Source organism: Nonomuraea sp. H19, assembly GCF_052068215.1.
In the GTDB taxonomy this organism is placed as follows: domain Bacteria; phylum Actinomycetota; class Actinomycetes; order Streptosporangiales; family Streptosporangiaceae; genus Nonomuraea.
This window is the reverse complement of sequence record NZ_JBQHCV010000020.1, coordinates 194,712-210,858: the sequence shown is the minus strand read 5'-3', so window position 1 is coordinate 210,858 and position 16,147 is coordinate 194,712. Positions and strand designations below refer to the sequence as shown.

Sequence of the window (16,147 nt, the reverse complement as noted above, 5' to 3'; positions counted from 1 at the left end):
GTCCCGGCTCGGGGCGGGCGATCGCACACGCGGGACACACCAGCACTTGTTATCGCACTCTAACGCACACGCCCCACGAGTTGACGGGAAACCCCTTGGTTAGAGCCGTCGTGCCACCTCGGCAGCCCAGTACGTCAGGATCAGGTCGGCACCCGCGCGCTTGATCGCGACCAGCGATTCCATGATCATCCGCTCGCGGTCCACCCAGCCGTTGGCCGCGGCCGCCTCGATCATGGCGTACTCGCCGCTCACCTGGTAGGCCGCCACCGGCACGTCCACCTCGTCGCGGAAGCGGGAGATGATGTCGAGGTAGGCCATGGCGGGCTTGACCATGACGGCGTCGGCGCCCTCGGCGAGGTCGAGCCGGACCTCGCGCAGAGCCTCCCCCAGCGGCCCGGCCGGATCCTGCTGGTGGGTGCTGCGGTCACCGAACTGCGGCGCGCACTCGGCGGCGTCGCGGAACGGCCCGAAGAAGGCGGAGGCGTATTTGGCGGTATAGGCCAAGATCGGGATATTTTCGAAACCGGCCCCGTCGAGCGCCGAACGAATCGCCCCGACCTGGCCGTCCATCATCCCGCTCGGCGCCACCATCTGCGACCCGGCCGCCGCCTGGGCCACCGCGATCGCGGCGTACCGCTCCAGCGTGGCGTCGTTGTCCACGTCGCCCGACGGGGTGAGGATGCCGCAGTGCCCGTTGTCGGTGAACTCGTCGAGGCAGGTGTCGGCCATCACCACGAGGGCATCGCCGACCTCGGCGGTCAAGTCACGCAACGCCACCTGCAGGATGCCGTCCGGGTCGTCGGCGGCCGAGCCGCGGGCGTCCTTCACCGCGGGGATGCCGAACAGTATCAGCCCGCCCACGCCGGCCTCCGCCGCCTCGTGCGCGGCCTTGCGCAGCGAGTCGCGGGTGTGCTGCACCACGCCCGGCATCGAGGCCACCGGCTGCGGCTCGGAGATCCCCTCCTTGACGAACGCGGGCAGGATCAGGTCGGCCGCGTGCAGCCGGGTGCCCGCCACCATCCTGCGCAGGGCGGGGGTGCGGCGCAGCCGCCGCGGACGGGCGACCGGGTATCGCGCGCTCATCTGACTCTCCTTCTGGCGCCCCGGCGGTTCTGCGATGGCCTGCGCGGGGTGTCACCCGCGGCCACGGCCGCCTGGCGCTGCTTGGCCCCGTATTCGGCCAGCGCGGCGGCCAAGGCGGAGGCGGATGGTTTGTCGGCCATGACGTCGACCCGGAGCCCGAACTCCTCGGCGGTCTTGGCCGTCTGCGGCCCGATGACCGCGATCACGGTGACGTTGTGCGGCTTGCCCGCGATGCCCACCAGGTTGCGCACGGTGGAGGAGGAGGTGAAGAGCACGGCGTCGAAGCCGCCGCCCTTGATCGCCTCGCGGATGGGCGCGGGCGGCGGCGCGGCCCGCACGGTGCGGTACGCGGTGACGTCGTCGCACTCCCAGCCCAGCTCGGTGAGCCCGGCCACCAGCGTGTCGGTGGAGATGTCGGCCCGCGGCAGCAGCACCCGGTTGATCGGGTCGAGCATCGAGTCGTACGGCGGCCACTCGGCCACCAGCCCCTCGGACGACTGCTCGCCCGACGGCAGCAGGTCCGGCTTGACCCCGAACTCGACCAGGGCCCGCGCGGTCGCGTCGCCCACGGCGGCGACCTTGAGCCCGGCGAAGGCACGGGCGTCGAGACCGTATTCCTCGAACTTCTCGCGCACTGCCTTGACCGCGTTGGCGCTGGTGAAGGCCACCCACTCGTAGCGGCCCGTGACGAGACCCTTGATCGCCCGGTCCATCTGCTGCGGCGTGCGAGGCGGCTCGACCGAGATGGTCGGCACCTCCTCGGGCACCGCGCCGTAGGCGATGAGCTGCTCGGACAGGCTGCGCGACTGCTCTTTGGTGCGGGGCACCAGCACCCGCCACCCGAACAGCGGCTTGGTCTCGAACCACGACAGTTTGTCGCGCATCCCCACGGCCTCGCCGACCACGATCAGCGCGGGCTCGGTGAACCCGGCGTGCTTGAGGTCGGGCTGGAGCCGGCCGAGCGAGGACACGACGGTGAACTGCTCGGTGGTGGTGCCTCCGCTGCTGACCGCGACAGGGGTGGTGTCGGGCTTGCCGCCGGCGATGAGGGCCTTGCCGATGGCCACGGCGTCGCCGATGCCGTTGTAGATCACCAGCGTGCCGCGGCAGGCGGCGTGGGTGGCCCAGTCCTGCTCCTGCGCGGCGTCGACGATCCTGAACTCGGGGACGGCCGTCGCCGCCGGGATGCCCGCGTAGGTGAGCACGGCGGTCGCGGGCGGCACGCCGGGCACGATCTCGAAGTCCACCTCCGCCGCGGCGCAGGCCGCGACCTCCTCGGTGATGGAGGAGAACAGCATGGGGTCGCCTGCGCACAGGCGTATCACGGCCTGCCCGCCCTTGGCGCGCTTGACGATGTCGCCCTCGACGACCTGCACGCCTTCGCGGCAGTGGCGCAGCAGGGTGCGGTGGGCTTCCTCGCCGAGCACCACCGCGTCGGCCTTGGCGAGCAGTTCGGCGGCGCGGATCGTGAGGAGGTTGGGATCGCCTGGGCCCGCGCCAACGAACGCGACGAAACCGGAGGTCGGACTATCGGAGCTCAATGGGAATGCTCCCCCATCAATCTGTCGGCCCCTTCGGCGATCATCTCGGCCGCTAGGAGGCGGCCCAGGTTTGCAGCCTCCGAAGGAGAACCGGCGGCGGACTTGCGGACCGACTCGCGGCCGTCAATGGCGACGACCACGGCGGTCAAGTTCAGAGTGTGCCCGTCATCGACCGCGAAAGCACCCACGGGAGCTGCGCAGCCGGCCTCGAGAGCGGACAGCACGGCGCGTTCGGCGGTCACCGCGGAACGGGTGCGCGGGTCGTCGAGCACCCCGAGGAGCTCGATCAGGTCGGCGCGGTCGGCGCGGCACTCGACGGCCAGCGCACCCTGGCCGGGCGCGGGCAGCAGCTCCTCGACCTCGAAGATCTGCGCGATGTCGGCACTGCGGCCGATCCTGGTCAGGCCGGCCGAGGCGAGCACGACCGCGTCCAGCTCCCCAGAGGCGACCTTGCCGATGCGGGTGTCGGCGTTGCCGCGGATCGGGACGTACTCCAGGTCCGGGCGCAGCGCGCTCAGCATGGCGACGCGCCGCGGCGAGCCGGTGCCGACCCTGGCCCCCGGCGCCAGGTCGGCGAACTTGTGCGGGCCCACCAGCGCGTCGCGGTGATCGTGCCGGGCGGGGATGGCGGCCAGCGTGAAGCGCGGGTCCTGCTTGGTCGGCAGGTCCTTCAGCGAGTGGACGGCGAAGTCGATCTCGTCCTCGATCAGCTTGTCGCGCAGCGCGCTGACGAACACGCCCGTGCCGCCGAGCTGCGCCAGGTGGGCCTTGGTGACGTCGCCGAACGTGGTGACGCCGACGAGCTCCACCGCGCGCCCGGTGCGCTCGATGTAGGCGTCGGCCACCATCTGGGACTGCGTGGTCGCCATCAGGCTGCGCCGGGTCCCCAGCCTCAGCGTCTCCGACGTCACAGGTCCACCTCCGTCACGGCCTCGGGCATCTTCGGATCCAAATTGAACAACTCACGCAGCGCCTGCGCATAATGATCGCCACCTGGGCAGGCGGCGAGCTGCTTGACACGCACGGTCGGCTCGTGGAGCAGCTTGTCCACGACCCGCTGCACGGTCATGGCGACCTCGTCGCGCGCCCGCTCGTCGAGGTCGGGCACCCGCATCAGGAGCCGGCCGAGCTCGGACTCGACCACTCCCGCCGCCTTGCTGCGCAGCGCCACCACGGTCGGCGTGACCGTGGCCGCCCGAGCCGCGTCGAAATACGCCCGCAGCTCCTCGGCGACGAGAGCGCGTACGGCCTGGACCGCGTCGCCCTCCCGTGAGCCGATGCCGGACTCCCTGATCGTCTCCAGGTCGACCAGCGTGACGCCCGGCACCGAGCGTACCTCGGGGTCGACGTCGTGCGGCAATGCCAGGTCCAGCAGGAACGCCGGCCCGCTCAGCATGTCGGGGGTGATGACGTGGCGGCCCGCGCCCGTGCAGGTGATGACGATGTCCGCGACGGCCAGCTCCTGCGGAACGGCGGCGAACTCGACGGCCCGGCCACCGACGGTCTCGGCCAGCCGGGCGCCCCGCGCGTATGTGCGGTTGGCCACGACGATGTCGGTGACGCCCATGCGCGCCAGCGTGGCGGCGGCCAGGGAGCTCATGGAGCCGGCGCCGACCACCAGCGCCCGCCGCCCGGTCAGGTCGCCCGCCAGCGCGAGTCCCGCCGAGACCAGGGAGGCGCCGGCGTGGTCGATGCCGGTGTCGTGGTGGGCCCGCTTGCCGACCCGCAGCGCCTGCTGGACCAGCTCGTTGAGGGTGGCGCCGACGCTGCCCTGCCGCTGCGCCAGCTTGAGCGCCTGGCGGACCTGCCCGAGGATCTGGCCTTCGCCCACGACCATGGAGTCGAGGCCGCACACCATGGAGAACAGGTGCTCGACCGCCTGCTCCTCGTAGTGCACGTAGAGGTGCGGCGTCAGCTCCTCGACCGGGACGCCCGAGTGGACGCCCAGCAGCCGGCTGACGGCGGTGACGGCGGCGTGAAAGCGATCGACCGTGACGTAGACCTCGACCCGGTTGCAGGTCGAGACCACCATGGCCTCTGCCACGCAGGGATCCTGCTGGACGTCGTGCAGGAGCTTGAGGAGCGCGTCCCCCGTCACCGAGACGCGCTCGAGCAGAGCCACCGGAGCGGTCCGGTGGCTGAGTCCAATAGCCAGAACACTCATTGACTGTCCACCGCCATGAGTGGCCCCCCAGCCTTGCGTTGCTCGTGGAACGCGAGAATCTGCAGTTCGATTGATAGGTCGACCTTACGGACATCGACACTGTCCGGGACGGAAAGCACAACTGGGGCGAAGTTTAGGATGCTGGTGACACCCACGGAGATGACACGATCGCAGACTTCCTGCGCCGCTTCCGCCGGTATCGCCAGAACCACGATCGAGACTCCACGCCGCTTGATCACGGCTTCCAGTTCGTCGATGTGCTCCACATTCAACCCCGCGATGGTGTCGCCCACGACTTCGGGGTCGGCGTCGACCAGCGCCGCCACACGGAAGCCCCGGGAGACGAAACCGCCGTAGTTGGCCAGCGCTCGGCCGAGATTACCGACTCCGACGATCGCGACCGCCCAGTCTTGCGTCAGCCCGAGCTCGCGTGAGATCTGGTAGACGAGGTACTCCACGTCATAGCCTACGCCGCGCGTGCCGTAGGAGCCGAGATGTGACAGATCCTTGCGCAATTTGGCGGAATTCACCCCGGCGGCGACGGCCAGATCCTCGGAGCTGACGGTCGCGACGCCCCGCTCGGCCATCCCGTTCAGCGCCCGCAGATACAACGGAAGCCTGGCGACCGTCGCCTCGGGGATACCGCGGTCGCGGGGCTGGGACGGGCTCTTCACGTGCCGGAGCTCCAGGGAACGGGCGGCTTGGGGACCGCGTGGACGGAAATCGAACCGCCTTTCAGGTTAATCCCTTTGTGAACCGATGCACAAAGTCACCGCGATACGGTTGGCGTATGCACCGCATCACGTTGCTCGGCAAGCCCGGCTGTCACTTGTGTGACGACGCGCGCGAGGTCATCTCCAGGGTCGCCGGCGAGCTCGGTGTGCCGTGGGAAGAGATCAGCATCGAGTCCTCCGAGGAGCTCAGGGAGAAATACTGGGAGATGATCCCGGTGACGCTGATCGACGGCGTGCAGCACGATTTCTGGCGAGTGGACGAGGGCCGCCTGCGCGCCGCGCTCAGTAAATAGCCATCGGCAGCGGGACCACCTTCGCGGCGTTGACGTTGAGCTCGATGACGTTGGTGGCCAGCACCATGGACTGCCGCTCAGTGACGAACCTCTCAACGTGCGGCTGGCGCTGGTGGTCGCGATAGGCCACCTCGTCGCGGTAGAGCTCGTAGACGATGCGCTGCAGAGGGGCCGACTTGACGGCGTGGCAGGCGTACACGAGGGTGTCGGGCTCGCCGCGGCGCACTGCCTCGACGGTGGCCTCGGCCAGCCGGTCGAACGCGTCGCCCGCGCCGTCCATGATCGTGAAGACGGTCAGGAGGCCGTAGATATTCGGTGAGGGCTTGCCCGAGCCCGGCTGGGGCTGGGCGGGCGCGAACAGCTCGGCGCCCGAGTAGAGCATCCCCGTGGCCGGGCCGGCCGGCGGCGGGGTGGGCGGCATGGAGTAGTCGGAGCGCTGGGGCGGCGCCGGCACGACCGGGTCGGGGCGCTGGGGCGGCGCCGGCATGACCTGGTCGGGGCGCTGCTGGGGCGGGGCGCCGTTCATGATGTAGCCGGTCGCGGGGCCGTTGTCGGACGGCGGCGGCGCCATGCGGGCGGCGTAGTCGATCTCCTGGTCACCCGCGCGATATTCGGCCACCAGATCGCCCAGCCCGGTCGGCCTGCGCGGCGGCGCGGGTGGGACCTCGGCGACCGGCACCGGCTCGGGCATGGCCCTGCGCCCCTGCGGGGGACGCTCCTGGCGGTGCTGCGACCGCTCTGCGGGCCGTTCATCGCCGTCGCGGAAGTCGTCCTCGTCCTCGTCCTCGTACGGCGCCAGCGGCCGCAGCACGGTGTACCAGATCGCCGCCCCGGCCACCGCCAGCAGCGCCGTGGTGAACAGCGGCGGCACCGCGAACCGCATCGCGCCCACGAGAGCGATCCCCGAAGGGGCGATGACGATAGCCGCGTGCAGGTTGTCGGTGTCGTATTCGTCCCCGTTGCGCCACTTGACCGCGGCGACCACGGCCATGGCCAGCATGACCAGCACCGCGATGGCGTGCACGCCGATCAGCAGGTAGGTGGGGAAGATCCCCCAGAACTGCGATCCCGCGGGCAGGCTTTTGCCCATCTCCTCGGACTTGAGCGGGTCGAAGATCATGATCGTGCCGGCGACGATGGTCAGCGCGGCCCCGAACAGCCACGAGAGGAACCTCGGCGGCGCCTTCTCAGCCAGCAGTTGCACCAGGCCGACGCCCAGTGCCAGCGGCGCCAGCATCGACCCCATCAGCTGGTACGCACGGAACGTGACGGACCCGAATCCCATGAGGTAACCGATGCCGATCACGCCCAGTGACAGGCACAGCGCCACAGCTGCAACGGTCCAGGCGATCAACCACCCCTCGGGATCGTCGCGCAGGCGTCGAACGAGGGCACCGGCCGCGAGAGCGGCCAGCAGCGCACCGGCAAATGCTATGACAGCAACGAGGATCTCCATGGTGACTCCAATGCTGCCAGCGATGCCTCCGAGCCGGTAGCCGAAGAGGGAACAGGTCGAACACACGGTATCTGCCGATTACACCTAGTCATGCACACACGCTGTGGATTGTGGAATTTCCGGTTGATTTCTAGAGTGTTCGAGCACGCCGCACCCCTTACCCCTAGGGATACCGGATGCCTGACTCGTCACCGTACGCCGGGCTGCTGGCGCCAGCGGTCGCTGGGCCTGCCCCGACGGGCGAGCTTGCCGTGCGCGAAGAAGTCCTGGACGACGACGTCCGCACGCTGGTGCTGGACGCCAAGAGCGGATCTACGGAGTCCTTTGGCACGCTCTACGACCGCTACGTGGACCTGGTCTATCGCTACATCTACTTCAGAGTCGGCTCTCATCAGCTGGCCGAGGACCTCACCAGCGAGACCTTCCTGCGCGCGCTACGCAGGATCTCCGACTTCACCTGGCAGGGCCGCGACTTCGGCGCCTGGCTCGTGACCATCGCCAGGAACCTGGTGGCCGACCACTTCAAGTCCGGACGGTACCGGTTGGAGATTCCCACGGGGGAGATCATCGACGTTCCGCTCGACGGCTCGCACATTCCGGAGAACGCCGTGGTCACGGCCATCATCAACGACAGAGTGCTGCGGGCCGTACGAGAGCTCAATCCCGAGCAGCAGGAATGCGTGGTCCTGCGCTTCCTGCACGGCCTCTCGCTCGCGGAAACCGCGCTGATCATGGGGAAGAAGAGTGGAGCGATCAAAGCGCTGCAATTCCGGGCTGTTCGCGCGCTGGCCAGGGCTCTCAAGAACGACCTGGCGTAACCTCCCCCATAACCCCCTCGTTAAGCCAGGTGTCACGGCCAGACGGGAGCTGTCATGAGCAGGGCGCGCATGCGGCGCGAGCGCGTGCTCGAACACCTCGCGAAGCTGCGGCGGCTGCCTCTCGGCGGCTCGCCGGAGCCGGCCTTCCGCGCGCGGCTGCGCGCCGACCTGGTCTCAGGCCGCCTCCTCGTCGAAGAGCCGGCCGAAGAACCGGCCAAAGAGCCGGTACTCCCCGCGGCACGTACTCACCGCCGCCCGGCGCCCAGGCGGTCGCTGCTCTCCCACGTGGCCACATTCGGGCTGGCGGGGGCCATGATGGTCGCGGCGTTCGCGACCTACCAGGCCGTGCCGGGCGACTCGCTCTACCCGCTCAAGCGCGCCGCGGAGAGCACTCTCGTACGCCTCAGCACCGACGAGGCGCAGCGCGGCGAGCGCGAACTCGTCTCGGCCAAGACCCGCGCGAAGGAGGTCGCCAGCCTCCTCGGCTCGTCCGACGACGGGCCGCTGGTCAGCAAGACGCTGAAGGACATGGAGTCGTCGACGCGCTCGGGCATCAGCAGGCTGGAGCGGGTCGAGCCCCGCTCACCCAAGATCAAGAAGTTCGCGCGGGACCAGAAGGAGACGGTCGAGCCGCTGCTCGACCAGCTCGAGGAGGCCCAGCAGGCCCAGGCGACAGGCTATCTGGACTACATCGAGGGGCTGGTCGCGCCGCCCCAGTAGACCCCGCCGGCCGGCTGTCGTGCCGACTCAAGACCCCAACGGCACGTCACATAGCGGATTTCTTATAGGTAAGTAAGCTGACCCCATGTGGCGGCTACTGCGACGAAACGAGATGGCGCCTGAGGCCGCCGGCGAGGCCGCGGCGGAGGCGGCGGTCACCGTCGCCCCGGTCGAGCCGGACCTCCAGGCGGCGGCCTTCTTCGACGTCGACAACACGATGATGCGCGGCGCCTCGATCTACCACTTCGCCAGAGGGCTGGCCACGCGAGGCATGTTCACCACGTCGGACCTGTTCAAGTTCGCCGTGGGGCAGGCGGTCTTCAGGCTGCGCGGCAACGAGAACCCCGAGCACATCGCGGTGGCTCGCGAGACCGCGCTGGCGTTCGTCGCCGGCGCCAAGGTCGACGACGTCGTACGCCTCGGCGAGGAGATCTACGACGAGGTCATGGCCGACCGCATCTGGGGCGGCACCAGGGCGCTCGCGCAGTCCCACCTCGACGCCGGCCAGCGGGTCTGGCTGGTCACCGCCACGCCCGTCGAGCTGGCCCGGGTCATCGCGCAACGGCTCGGCCTGACGGGCGCGCTGGGCACGGTCGCGGAGACCAGCAACGGGGTCTACACCGGGCGGCTGGTCGGCGACCTGCTGCACGGGCCCGCCAAGGCCGAGGCGGTGCGCGCGCTGGCCCGCCGCGAAGGGCTCGACCTGACCCGGTGCACGGCCTACAGCGACTCGGCCAACGACCTGCCCCTGCTGTCGCTGGTGGGCCAGCCGGTGGCCATCAACCCGGACAGTGAGCTGCGCGAGCACGCCAAGAAGCACGACTGGCCCATCAAGGACTTCCGCACGGGCCGCAAAGCGACGCTGGCGGCCCTGCCCATCGCGGCCGGCGTGGGCGCGGTGGCGGGCGGCGTCGCGGCCGGCATCGCCCTGCGCCGCCACTACCGCCGCCACCGCTAACCTCGCCTGGCGGGGCACGCCGCACCGCCCGGCAGTTGAGGCGGCCGAACAAATGACCCCCTGCCCCACCGAGGCCCGCTACCGGAATCGTCGGTAGTGCTCCGGGCGTTCACGCCGGGGGTGAAGCGGACCAGCGCGCGTAGCGGGGCAAGGACCGCCGATTCGCCGCCGAGGCGGATCGGCGGCTGGTGGCGTCATCGTGTCAGGTACCGCCGGACGGGCGGGAACGGAGCCGTGAGGCTCGAAAGCCTGTGGAGACCCGGTAAGACCACCCCGGTGGCGCAGGTCGATGAAGCAGGAAGCCGCAGAAGTGTCGCGTATGCGGCACAGGCTGAAGCGTCGCCGTTCATGGCGGCGAGCGCGTCAATTCAGCGACTTGAACAGCTGCCCGGCCTCCGGTTGCTTCCACTGGAGGCGGTTGGGCTCGCCTGCATACGGCTCCACCGGAATCGTCACGAGATTCACCTTGGTCTTGGACAGCTCGGTGGACAGCTCGTACATCAACTCCAGGCTCATATCCGTCTTCACCGACTTCCGCACCTCGCCGAGGAACGTCTTGAGCCGCCCAGGATCGGACATCGTGCCCTTGACCTTCTTCAGCATCGCCAGCACGAGTTGTTGCTGCCGCTTGATCCGCGAGATGTCAGAGCCGTCGCCGTAGTGGCGCAGCCGGGCGAAGCCGAGCGCCTGCTCCCCGTCCAGCGTGTTCTTGCCGGCCGGCAGCTTCAGCTTGGCCTGCCGGTCGTTCACCGCCTCCGGCAGCGTGACCTGCACACCCCCGAGCGCGTCCACCATCCCCTTGAACCCGGTGAAGTCCACCTCCACCGTGTGCTGGAGGGTCAGCCCCGTCAGCTTCTCCAGCGTCTTCCTGAGGCAGGCCGCGCCGCCGCTGTTGTACGCGGAATTGATCATGTCGGTCCTCCCCGGCTTGCCGGAGCAGCTCGGGATCGCCACCATCGAGTCGCGTGGGACGCTGACGGCGATGGCCTTGCCCCGGTCGGCGGGAAGATGGATGATCATGATGGTGTCGGACCGCCCGCCCACGCCGCTCTTCGCCAGCCAAGGGCCGTACTTGGCGTTGCCCGCCCCCTCGCGCGTGTCCGAGCCGATCACCAGCACGTTGCGGGTGCCGCTCACGTCCACGGTCTGCGACTCCGCGGACGGCGCGGCCGTGGGGCTGCCATTGATCAACAGGGTGGGCACGGCCACCGCGGAGGCCGTCGCGACCGCCACGAGACCGGCCGCCCACCAGTTCGCCCACCGGCGCCGTGGCCGGGCGAACATGAGGCGTTGCCGCTGGCGGACGAGCGACGCGGGCGGCTGGTGCTCCAGCTCCTCGCCGAGGTCGCGGAGCAGCTTCAGGTCGTCCATGGTCACTCCTCCTCCATGGGGTTGGTGTCGCCCAGGGCGGCCCGCACTTTCCGCCTGCCCCTGTTGAGGCGGGAGCGCACGGTTCCGATGGGGATGCCGAGCGCCTGCGCGACCTCCTCGTACGTGAGATCGCCCCAGGCGATCAGCAGCAGGACGTCGCGGTCCTTGGCGGGAAGTGCGGCCAGGGCGCCGGCCAGCTCGACGCGTACGGCCTGGGCGGTGACCCCGGAGGCCACCCGGTCGGCGGGCGACTCGATGTCGGACTCGACAGGGGCGCGCAGAAGGGCGCGGTAGCGGGCGGCCTCCTTGCGGTGGTGCCGGGAGATGAGCTTGGTGAGGATGCCGAAGAGCCACGGCCTGGCATCCGGGTACGCCAGGTCGTAGCTCTTCCTACGGGAGAAGGCGACCAGGAACGTCTCGCCGACGAGGTCTTCGGCGGGCTCGGGACCGAGCCGTTTGGAGACGTACCTGTAGAGCATGGCGGAGTAGCGGTCGAAGAGCTCGGCGAACACCTCAGGTTCCGTCCACGAGGCGCTCACGAGCTCCGAGTCCGCACTCCTGATGGCGGGTTGCGTGATCATCTCCGCCCTTCTGTGGGGGATCGGTCACGGATGTATCGCCACAACCCGCCAACCAGGTTCATGCCTTCCTTTTCACAGCTCCTTGAGGAAGCCCCCGTCGATGACGAACTCGGCGCCGGTCGTGCTGCCCGAGCGCGGGGAGACCAGCAGGGCGACCGCATCGGCGATCTCCTGCGGATCCACCAGTCGCCCGGTGACGAGCTTCATCATCCCGGGCGCGACCTGGGTGATGACGTCTTCCTTGGTGGCGCCCGCCATCCCCGCGATCACTTCGGCGGCCCCGCCCTCCTTGGTCCACCAGTCGGTCAGCACCGGCCCCGGCGAGACCGTGTTGACGCGGATGCCCTGGGGGCCGTATTCCTCGGAGAGCGCCTTGCTCACGTGGTTCATGGCCGCCTTCGCGGCACCGTAGTCGACGTTCATGGCCCCCGGCTGCCGGGCCAAGCTGGAGGAGACGTTGACGATCGCGCCGCCGCCGCGCTCCTGCATGACCGGCACGACGGCGCGCACCATGCGTACGGCCGAGAACAGGTTGAACTCGAACATCGCCTGCCAGTCGGCGTCGTCCGGCGCCATGAATCCGACCCGCGGCAGCGTCACACCGGGCGGCGGCCCGCCGGCGTTGTTGACCAGGATGTCCACCCCGCCGAACTCTTCCACCGCCCGCGCCACGACCCGCGCGGGCGCCTGCGGATCCATCAGGTCGGCGGCGACATGCACGGCCTTGCCCGGCAATTCGCCGGCACGGGTCCGCGACACGGAGACGACGTAGGCGCCCTCCTCGGCCAGGGAGCGGGCGATGGCCAGGCCGATGCCCTTGGACGCGCCGGTGACGATGGCCACGCGGCCGGAAAGCTGAAGATCCACGAAGTTTCCCTTCGGTGTTGAGCGAATCGCTCTGAGAACACCGGCGGGACCCCTCAGGTTGCACGGGTCACAAGAACGGCGGGAAGGCGTGGCCCCGCCGCAGCCGCAGCTCGTTGAGCAGTTGCTGGATCACCTCGCGCACGTGGTCGGTGAGGTTGAACACCAGCATCGGATCGTCGGCCGCCGACGGCTCGTATTCGTCGGTCCTGATCGGCTCGCCGAACTCGATCAGCCACTTGGACGGCAACGGCACCAGGCCGAGCAGCCCGAACAGCGGGAAGAACGGCGTGATCGGCAGGTAGGGCAGCCCCAGCATCCTGGCCAGGAACTTCAGATCGCCGATCTTGGGATAGATCTCCTCGGCGCCCACGATCGCGGTGGGCACGATCGGCACCCCGGCGCGGATGGCCGAGGCCACGAACCCGCCACGGCCGAACCGCTGCAGCTTGTAGCGCTCGGAGAACGGCTTGCCGACGCCTTTGAAGCCCTCGGGGAACACCCCGACCACCTCGCCCTTGCGCAGCAACCGGTCGGCGTCCTCGCGGCAGGCCAGCGTGTGGCCGGTCTTGCGGGACAGGTGGCTGAGCACCGGGAGCTGGTAGACCAGGTCGGCACCGAGCAGCCGCAGGGGCCTGCCGACGTCGTCATGCATGGCGACCTGCATCATCAGCGCGTCGACCGGCAGCGTCCCCGAGTGGTTGGCGACGACCAGCGCGCCGCCCTCGTCCGGGACGTTTTTCACCTCGAGCGTCTCGACCCTGAACCAGTGGGTGTAGAGGGGCCTGATCAGCTCCAGGAGCACCTTGTCGGTCAGCTCGGCGTCGTAGCCGAACTCGTCGACCTCGTAGTCGCCGGCGAGCCGCCTGCGGACGAAGGCCAGCAGCTCCGCCAGAGGATCGGGCTCCGGCTCGGGGTACGACGGCGCCGCGGTGATCGGAATCACCCGAGCTTCTTCGTCGGGAACGCTCAACTGCGCACACCTCCGAGCGGACGCAGCCCACGCGAGCGCAGGAAGTCGTCGAAAGCCGCCCCGGTCGTGAACTTGGGCTTCCAGCCGAGCTCGGCCTCCAGCCCGGCGGTGTCGACCGCGCGGCCATGGCTCATCAGCCTGAGCTGCTCGGGCGAGTATTCGACCAGCCCGATCCGGCGCGCGGCGTTGCCCAGCACCTTGAAAGCGGGCGAGATCAGCGGCAGTGACGGCCGCCCCGCCCGGCGGGCGCACTGCGACAGCAGCAACACCCCTGCCCCGGCCACGTTGAACGTGCCGGGGTGATCTTCGACCGCCATCCGGCGCAGCACCTCGACCGCGTCGTCCTCATGGACGAACTGCAGCCGCGGGTCGAAGCCGAACACGCTCGGCAGCACCGGCTGGGTGAAGTAACGCGTCAGCGGCGAGTCCACGCCTGGACCCATGAAGTTGGCGAAGCGCAGCATCGACACCGTCACGTCGGGACGGCGCCGGGCGAAGCCGCGCACGTAGCCTTCGACCTCGACCGCGTCCTTGGCATAGCCGTGGCTGGGGCCGTCGCTCGGCTCCAGGTCCTCGGTGAACACCGCGGGATCCCGCGGTGACGAGCCGTAGACGGCGGTGGTGGAGCGGACCACCACCCGCCGCACGGTCGCCGACCGCTGGCAGGCACCGAGCAGTTGCATGGTGCCGATGACGTTGTGCTCCTTCATGGCGGCCCTGCCACCGCTCCGAGAAGGAGCGCTGACCAGGCTCATGTGCACAACGGTGTGAATGTCCGCGGCCGCGATCACCTGTGCGATGTCGGGGCTGCGCAAATCCACCCGGACGAACTCCGTACGGCCGAGTGAGATGCCGCCATCTCGCGTCAGCGAGGGGGGCGGCACGGTGTCCACTCCTATGACACGGCCGATGTCCGGGTCCGCAGTCAGAACGCTCGCCACGCGGGCGCCGATGTGGCGCGAGACCCCGGTGACGAGCACGGTGTGGGTCATCAGCGCCTCGCAGCTGCGTTGGTTACTTCTTGTTACGCCGCTGGATGCGCGTCTTCTTGAGCAGCTTGCGGTGCTTCTTCTTAGCCATCCGCTTGCGGCGCTTCTTGATCACAGAGCCCACGGGACCCCCTGGTAATAGCAAGTCTGAATCGGAGTGCGAGCGCACACCGGCTCACAGACTACCGGCGATCCGTGGTAGATCGCCCCAAGGGGGGGTGAGAGCCCGGTCGCGTCGCGGCGGCCGGGCCTCTCCCGCGACAGCATTCACGGCGTGATGATCACGTCGCTACGTCAACCTGCCTCGATGTAGGCCTCCCGCAGATAGTCGTGTACGGCCTGCTCGGGCACCCTGAACGAGCGGCCGACTCTGATGGCCGGCAGTTCGCCAGAGTGTACGAGCCTGTACACCGTCATCTTGGACACCCTCATGACCGTCGCCACTTCTGCGACGGTCAGGAACTTCACCTCGCTGAGAGGTCTTTCGCCTGCACCCATCGGACGCCTCTTCCGCACGTGTTTCCGGGTTATCCCCACTGGTGCCATTGCTCACGCACGTGTACTGCCGTCAGCGTAAGTCGGGACTCCGGGTGCGCAAACCCCCTAGTTTCTCAGTCGCCGGAGCCACCTGTCAGTCAAACCAGCGAAATCGCTGGCCAGCAGCCTGGCAGAGCACCTCGCCTGGACGTTGGAACCGTCCAAGTTGCCACACATAAGGGTCGCCTGAGCGCCATCAAAAGTTGGCAAAGGGACAGCGAGCCTCTTGGAATGCAGGCGCGAAAAGACTGTATGGGGATGACCGAATCAGTCTGGAAGGGCTTGTGTGACCAGAGTGACAAGCCGCTCCGTCAACGGAGCGTAAAATTTCGGTAGCACATTGTCATCGAGTGGCACGACCACCTCGATTTTGCCTTCGGCCTCGCCGACGAACAGCCCGGGATCGTTGCTGTCGGCGAACGCCACCGTCGGCACGCCGGCCTCGCCGGCCGCTCCCGCCCAGCCGTGGTCGGCGATCACCAGCTCCGGCGGCTCGTCGCCGAGCTCGGCGAGCATGTGCCGCATCGGGGCGGCGTCGTGGGTGTGCACGAAGCCGCCCTTGTCGTCGAGCATCGCGATGTCCTGCAGATAGCGGATCCGGCGCGGGCGGCCGAAGCTGGACCCCGCGTACGTCCAGCCCTCGCCCGGCGTCAGCAGCGAGGCGCCGCGCTCGGCGCACAGCCGGGCCAGCGGCAGGTGGACGGCGAGCAGCCCGGTCGGATGCCCGGTGGCGAAGAGGACGCGTGGGCTCGGCCGCGACAGCACCGCCGCGATCCGCTCGGCCATGGCGTCGATCGCGTCGATCGTCAGGTCGGGATCGATGGTGTCCTGGCCCCAGCGATGGCCAGGGTCGGAGACGACGCCCGCGGACTTGGCCATCAGCGCCAGGATGTCGCGGTAGGACCAGGGCTGGTCGAACGTGAGCCCCAGCTTGTAGTACTCGTCACCGTTGGCCAGGGAGCTGTAGTGGTCGAGGTTGTTCTCGCGGGAGGTGGCGACGTCGCCGGCGATGCGGCTGGCGACAAGGTGCTCGCGGAGTTGGTCGCGGCTCAGCACAGGCTTCCT

Annotated in this window: 18 protein-coding genes; 4 read left to right on the top strand and 14 right to left on the bottom strand. The window is 69.2% G+C overall.

The window, feature by feature from the left end; all coding sequences use genetic code 11:
* Nucleotides 1-99: 99 nt before the first annotated feature.
* The 5 genes from hemB to ACTMTI_RS37330 are packed head-to-tail and all read right to left on the bottom strand — an operon-like array spanning nt 100 to nt 5,462.
* Entirely contained in the window at nt 100-1,083 is a 984-nt protein-coding gene (hemB, locus tag ACTMTI_RS37350; RefSeq protein WP_441125407.1) for a porphobilinogen synthase, read from the bottom strand.
* Nucleotides 1,080-2,624, bottom strand: a complete 1,545-nt coding sequence (locus ACTMTI_RS37345) for a uroporphyrinogen-III synthase (RefSeq protein WP_441125406.1) — start codon at nt 2,622-2,624, stop codon at nt 1,080-1,082. The genes hemB and ACTMTI_RS37345 overlap by 4 nt, the downstream gene beginning before the upstream one ends.
* Nucleotides 2,621-3,535 carry a hydroxymethylbilane synthase gene (gene hemC, locus ACTMTI_RS37340; RefSeq protein WP_441125405.1) on the bottom strand — a complete coding sequence of 305 codons (915 nt, stop codon included), beginning with the start codon at nt 3,533-3,535 and terminating at the stop codon, nt 2,621-2,623. Before hemC ends, ACTMTI_RS37345 begins: the two co-directional genes overlap by 4 nt.
* Nucleotides 3,532-4,788: a glutamyl-tRNA reductase gene (locus ACTMTI_RS37335; RefSeq protein WP_441125404.1), complete on the bottom strand. Its 1,257-nt coding sequence runs from the start codon at nt 4,786-4,788 to the stop codon at nt 3,532-3,534. Before ACTMTI_RS37335 ends, hemC begins: the two co-directional genes overlap by 4 nt.
* Nucleotides 4,785-5,462 carry a redox-sensing transcriptional repressor Rex gene (locus tag ACTMTI_RS37330; RefSeq protein WP_441125403.1) on the bottom strand — a complete coding sequence of 226 codons (678 nt, stop codon included), beginning with the start codon at nt 5,460-5,462 and terminating at the stop codon, nt 4,785-4,787. Before ACTMTI_RS37330 ends, ACTMTI_RS37335 begins: the two co-directional genes overlap by 4 nt.
* A gap of 116 nt (nt 5,463-5,578) precedes the next feature.
* Between ACTMTI_RS37330 and ACTMTI_RS37325 the strand changes: the two genes are divergently transcribed.
* On the top strand, nt 5,579-5,815 hold the full coding sequence (locus ACTMTI_RS37325; RefSeq protein ID WP_441125402.1) for a glutaredoxin family protein: 237 nt from the start codon (nt 5,579-5,581) through the stop codon (nt 5,813-5,815).
* Here ACTMTI_RS37325 and ACTMTI_RS37320 read toward each other — a convergent pair.
* The gene (locus ACTMTI_RS37320) at nt 5,805-7,271 is read right to left on the bottom strand and encodes an antibiotic biosynthesis monooxygenase (RefSeq protein ID WP_441125401.1); all 1,467 of its coding nucleotides are present in this window, start codon (nt 7,269-7,271) and stop codon (nt 5,805-5,807) included. The genes ACTMTI_RS37325 and ACTMTI_RS37320 overlap by 11 nt on opposite strands.
* Before the next feature lie 176 nt (nt 7,272-7,447).
* Between ACTMTI_RS37320 and ACTMTI_RS37315 the strand changes: the two genes are divergently transcribed.
* The 3 genes from ACTMTI_RS37315 (at nt 7,448) to ACTMTI_RS37305 (ending at nt 9,767) form a co-directional block, all read left to right on the top strand.
* Nucleotides 7,448-8,089: a sigma-70 family RNA polymerase sigma factor gene (locus ACTMTI_RS37315; protein WP_441125400.1), complete on the top strand. Its 642-nt coding sequence runs from the start codon at nt 7,448-7,450 to the stop codon at nt 8,087-8,089.
* Nucleotides 8,090-8,143: 54 nt separating this feature from the next.
* Nucleotides 8,144-8,809 carry a DUF5667 domain-containing protein gene (locus ACTMTI_RS37310; protein WP_441125399.1) on the top strand — a complete coding sequence of 222 codons (666 nt, stop codon included), beginning with the start codon at nt 8,144-8,146 and terminating at the stop codon, nt 8,807-8,809.
* Nucleotides 8,810-8,894: 85 nt separating this feature from the next.
* The gene (locus tag ACTMTI_RS37305; protein ID WP_441125398.1) at nt 8,895-9,767 is read left to right on the top strand and encodes an HAD family hydrolase; all 873 of its coding nucleotides are present in this window, start codon (nt 8,895-8,897) and stop codon (nt 9,765-9,767) included.
* A gap of 363 nt (nt 9,768-10,130) precedes the next feature.
* Here the strand turns inward: ACTMTI_RS37305 and ACTMTI_RS37300 are convergent, their stop codons facing one another.
* The 8 genes from ACTMTI_RS37300 to ACTMTI_RS37265 all read right to left on the bottom strand — a co-directional run bounded on the left by ACTMTI_RS37300 (nt 10,131) and on the right by ACTMTI_RS37265 (nt 16,138).
* Nucleotides 10,131-11,138: an LCP family protein gene (locus ACTMTI_RS37300; protein ID WP_441125397.1), complete on the bottom strand. Its 1,008-nt coding sequence runs from the start codon at nt 11,136-11,138 to the stop codon at nt 10,131-10,133.
* A 2-nt stretch (nt 11,139-11,140) separates the two neighbouring features.
* Nucleotides 11,141-11,719 (bottom strand): RNA polymerase sigma factor, encoded by a 579-nt coding sequence (locus tag ACTMTI_RS37295; RefSeq protein ID WP_441125396.1) that lies wholly within the window; start codon nt 11,717-11,719, stop codon nt 11,141-11,143.
* Between the two features lie 72 nt (nt 11,720-11,791).
* Entirely contained in the window at nt 11,792-12,586 is a 795-nt protein-coding gene (locus ACTMTI_RS37290) for an SDR family NAD(P)-dependent oxidoreductase (protein WP_441125395.1), read from the bottom strand.
* Between the two features lie 67 nt (nt 12,587-12,653).
* Nucleotides 12,654-13,529: a lysophospholipid acyltransferase family protein gene (locus ACTMTI_RS37285; RefSeq protein WP_441125394.1), complete on the bottom strand. Its 876-nt coding sequence runs from the start codon at nt 13,527-13,529 to the stop codon at nt 12,654-12,656.
* Between the two features lie 23 nt (nt 13,530-13,552).
* Nucleotides 13,553-14,548 (bottom strand): NAD-dependent epimerase/dehydratase family protein, encoded by a 996-nt coding sequence (locus ACTMTI_RS37280; RefSeq protein ID WP_441125393.1) that lies wholly within the window; start codon nt 14,546-14,548, stop codon nt 13,553-13,555.
* A 22-nt stretch (nt 14,549-14,570) separates the two neighbouring features.
* A complete protein-coding gene (locus tag ACTMTI_RS37275) occupies nt 14,571-14,669 on the bottom strand; it encodes a 30S ribosomal protein bS22 (protein WP_018654693.1) in 99 nt (32 codons plus the stop codon).
* A 170-nt stretch (nt 14,670-14,839) separates the two neighbouring features.
* Nucleotides 14,840-15,043: a helix-turn-helix domain-containing protein gene (locus tag ACTMTI_RS37270; RefSeq protein WP_026214222.1), complete on the bottom strand. Its 204-nt coding sequence runs from the start codon at nt 15,041-15,043 to the stop codon at nt 14,840-14,842.
* A 306-nt stretch (nt 15,044-15,349) separates the two neighbouring features.
* Nucleotides 15,350-16,138: a phosphatase gene (locus ACTMTI_RS37265; RefSeq protein ID WP_441125392.1), complete on the bottom strand. Its 789-nt coding sequence runs from the start codon at nt 16,136-16,138 to the stop codon at nt 15,350-15,352.
* Nucleotides 16,139-16,147: the final 9 nt, after the last annotated feature.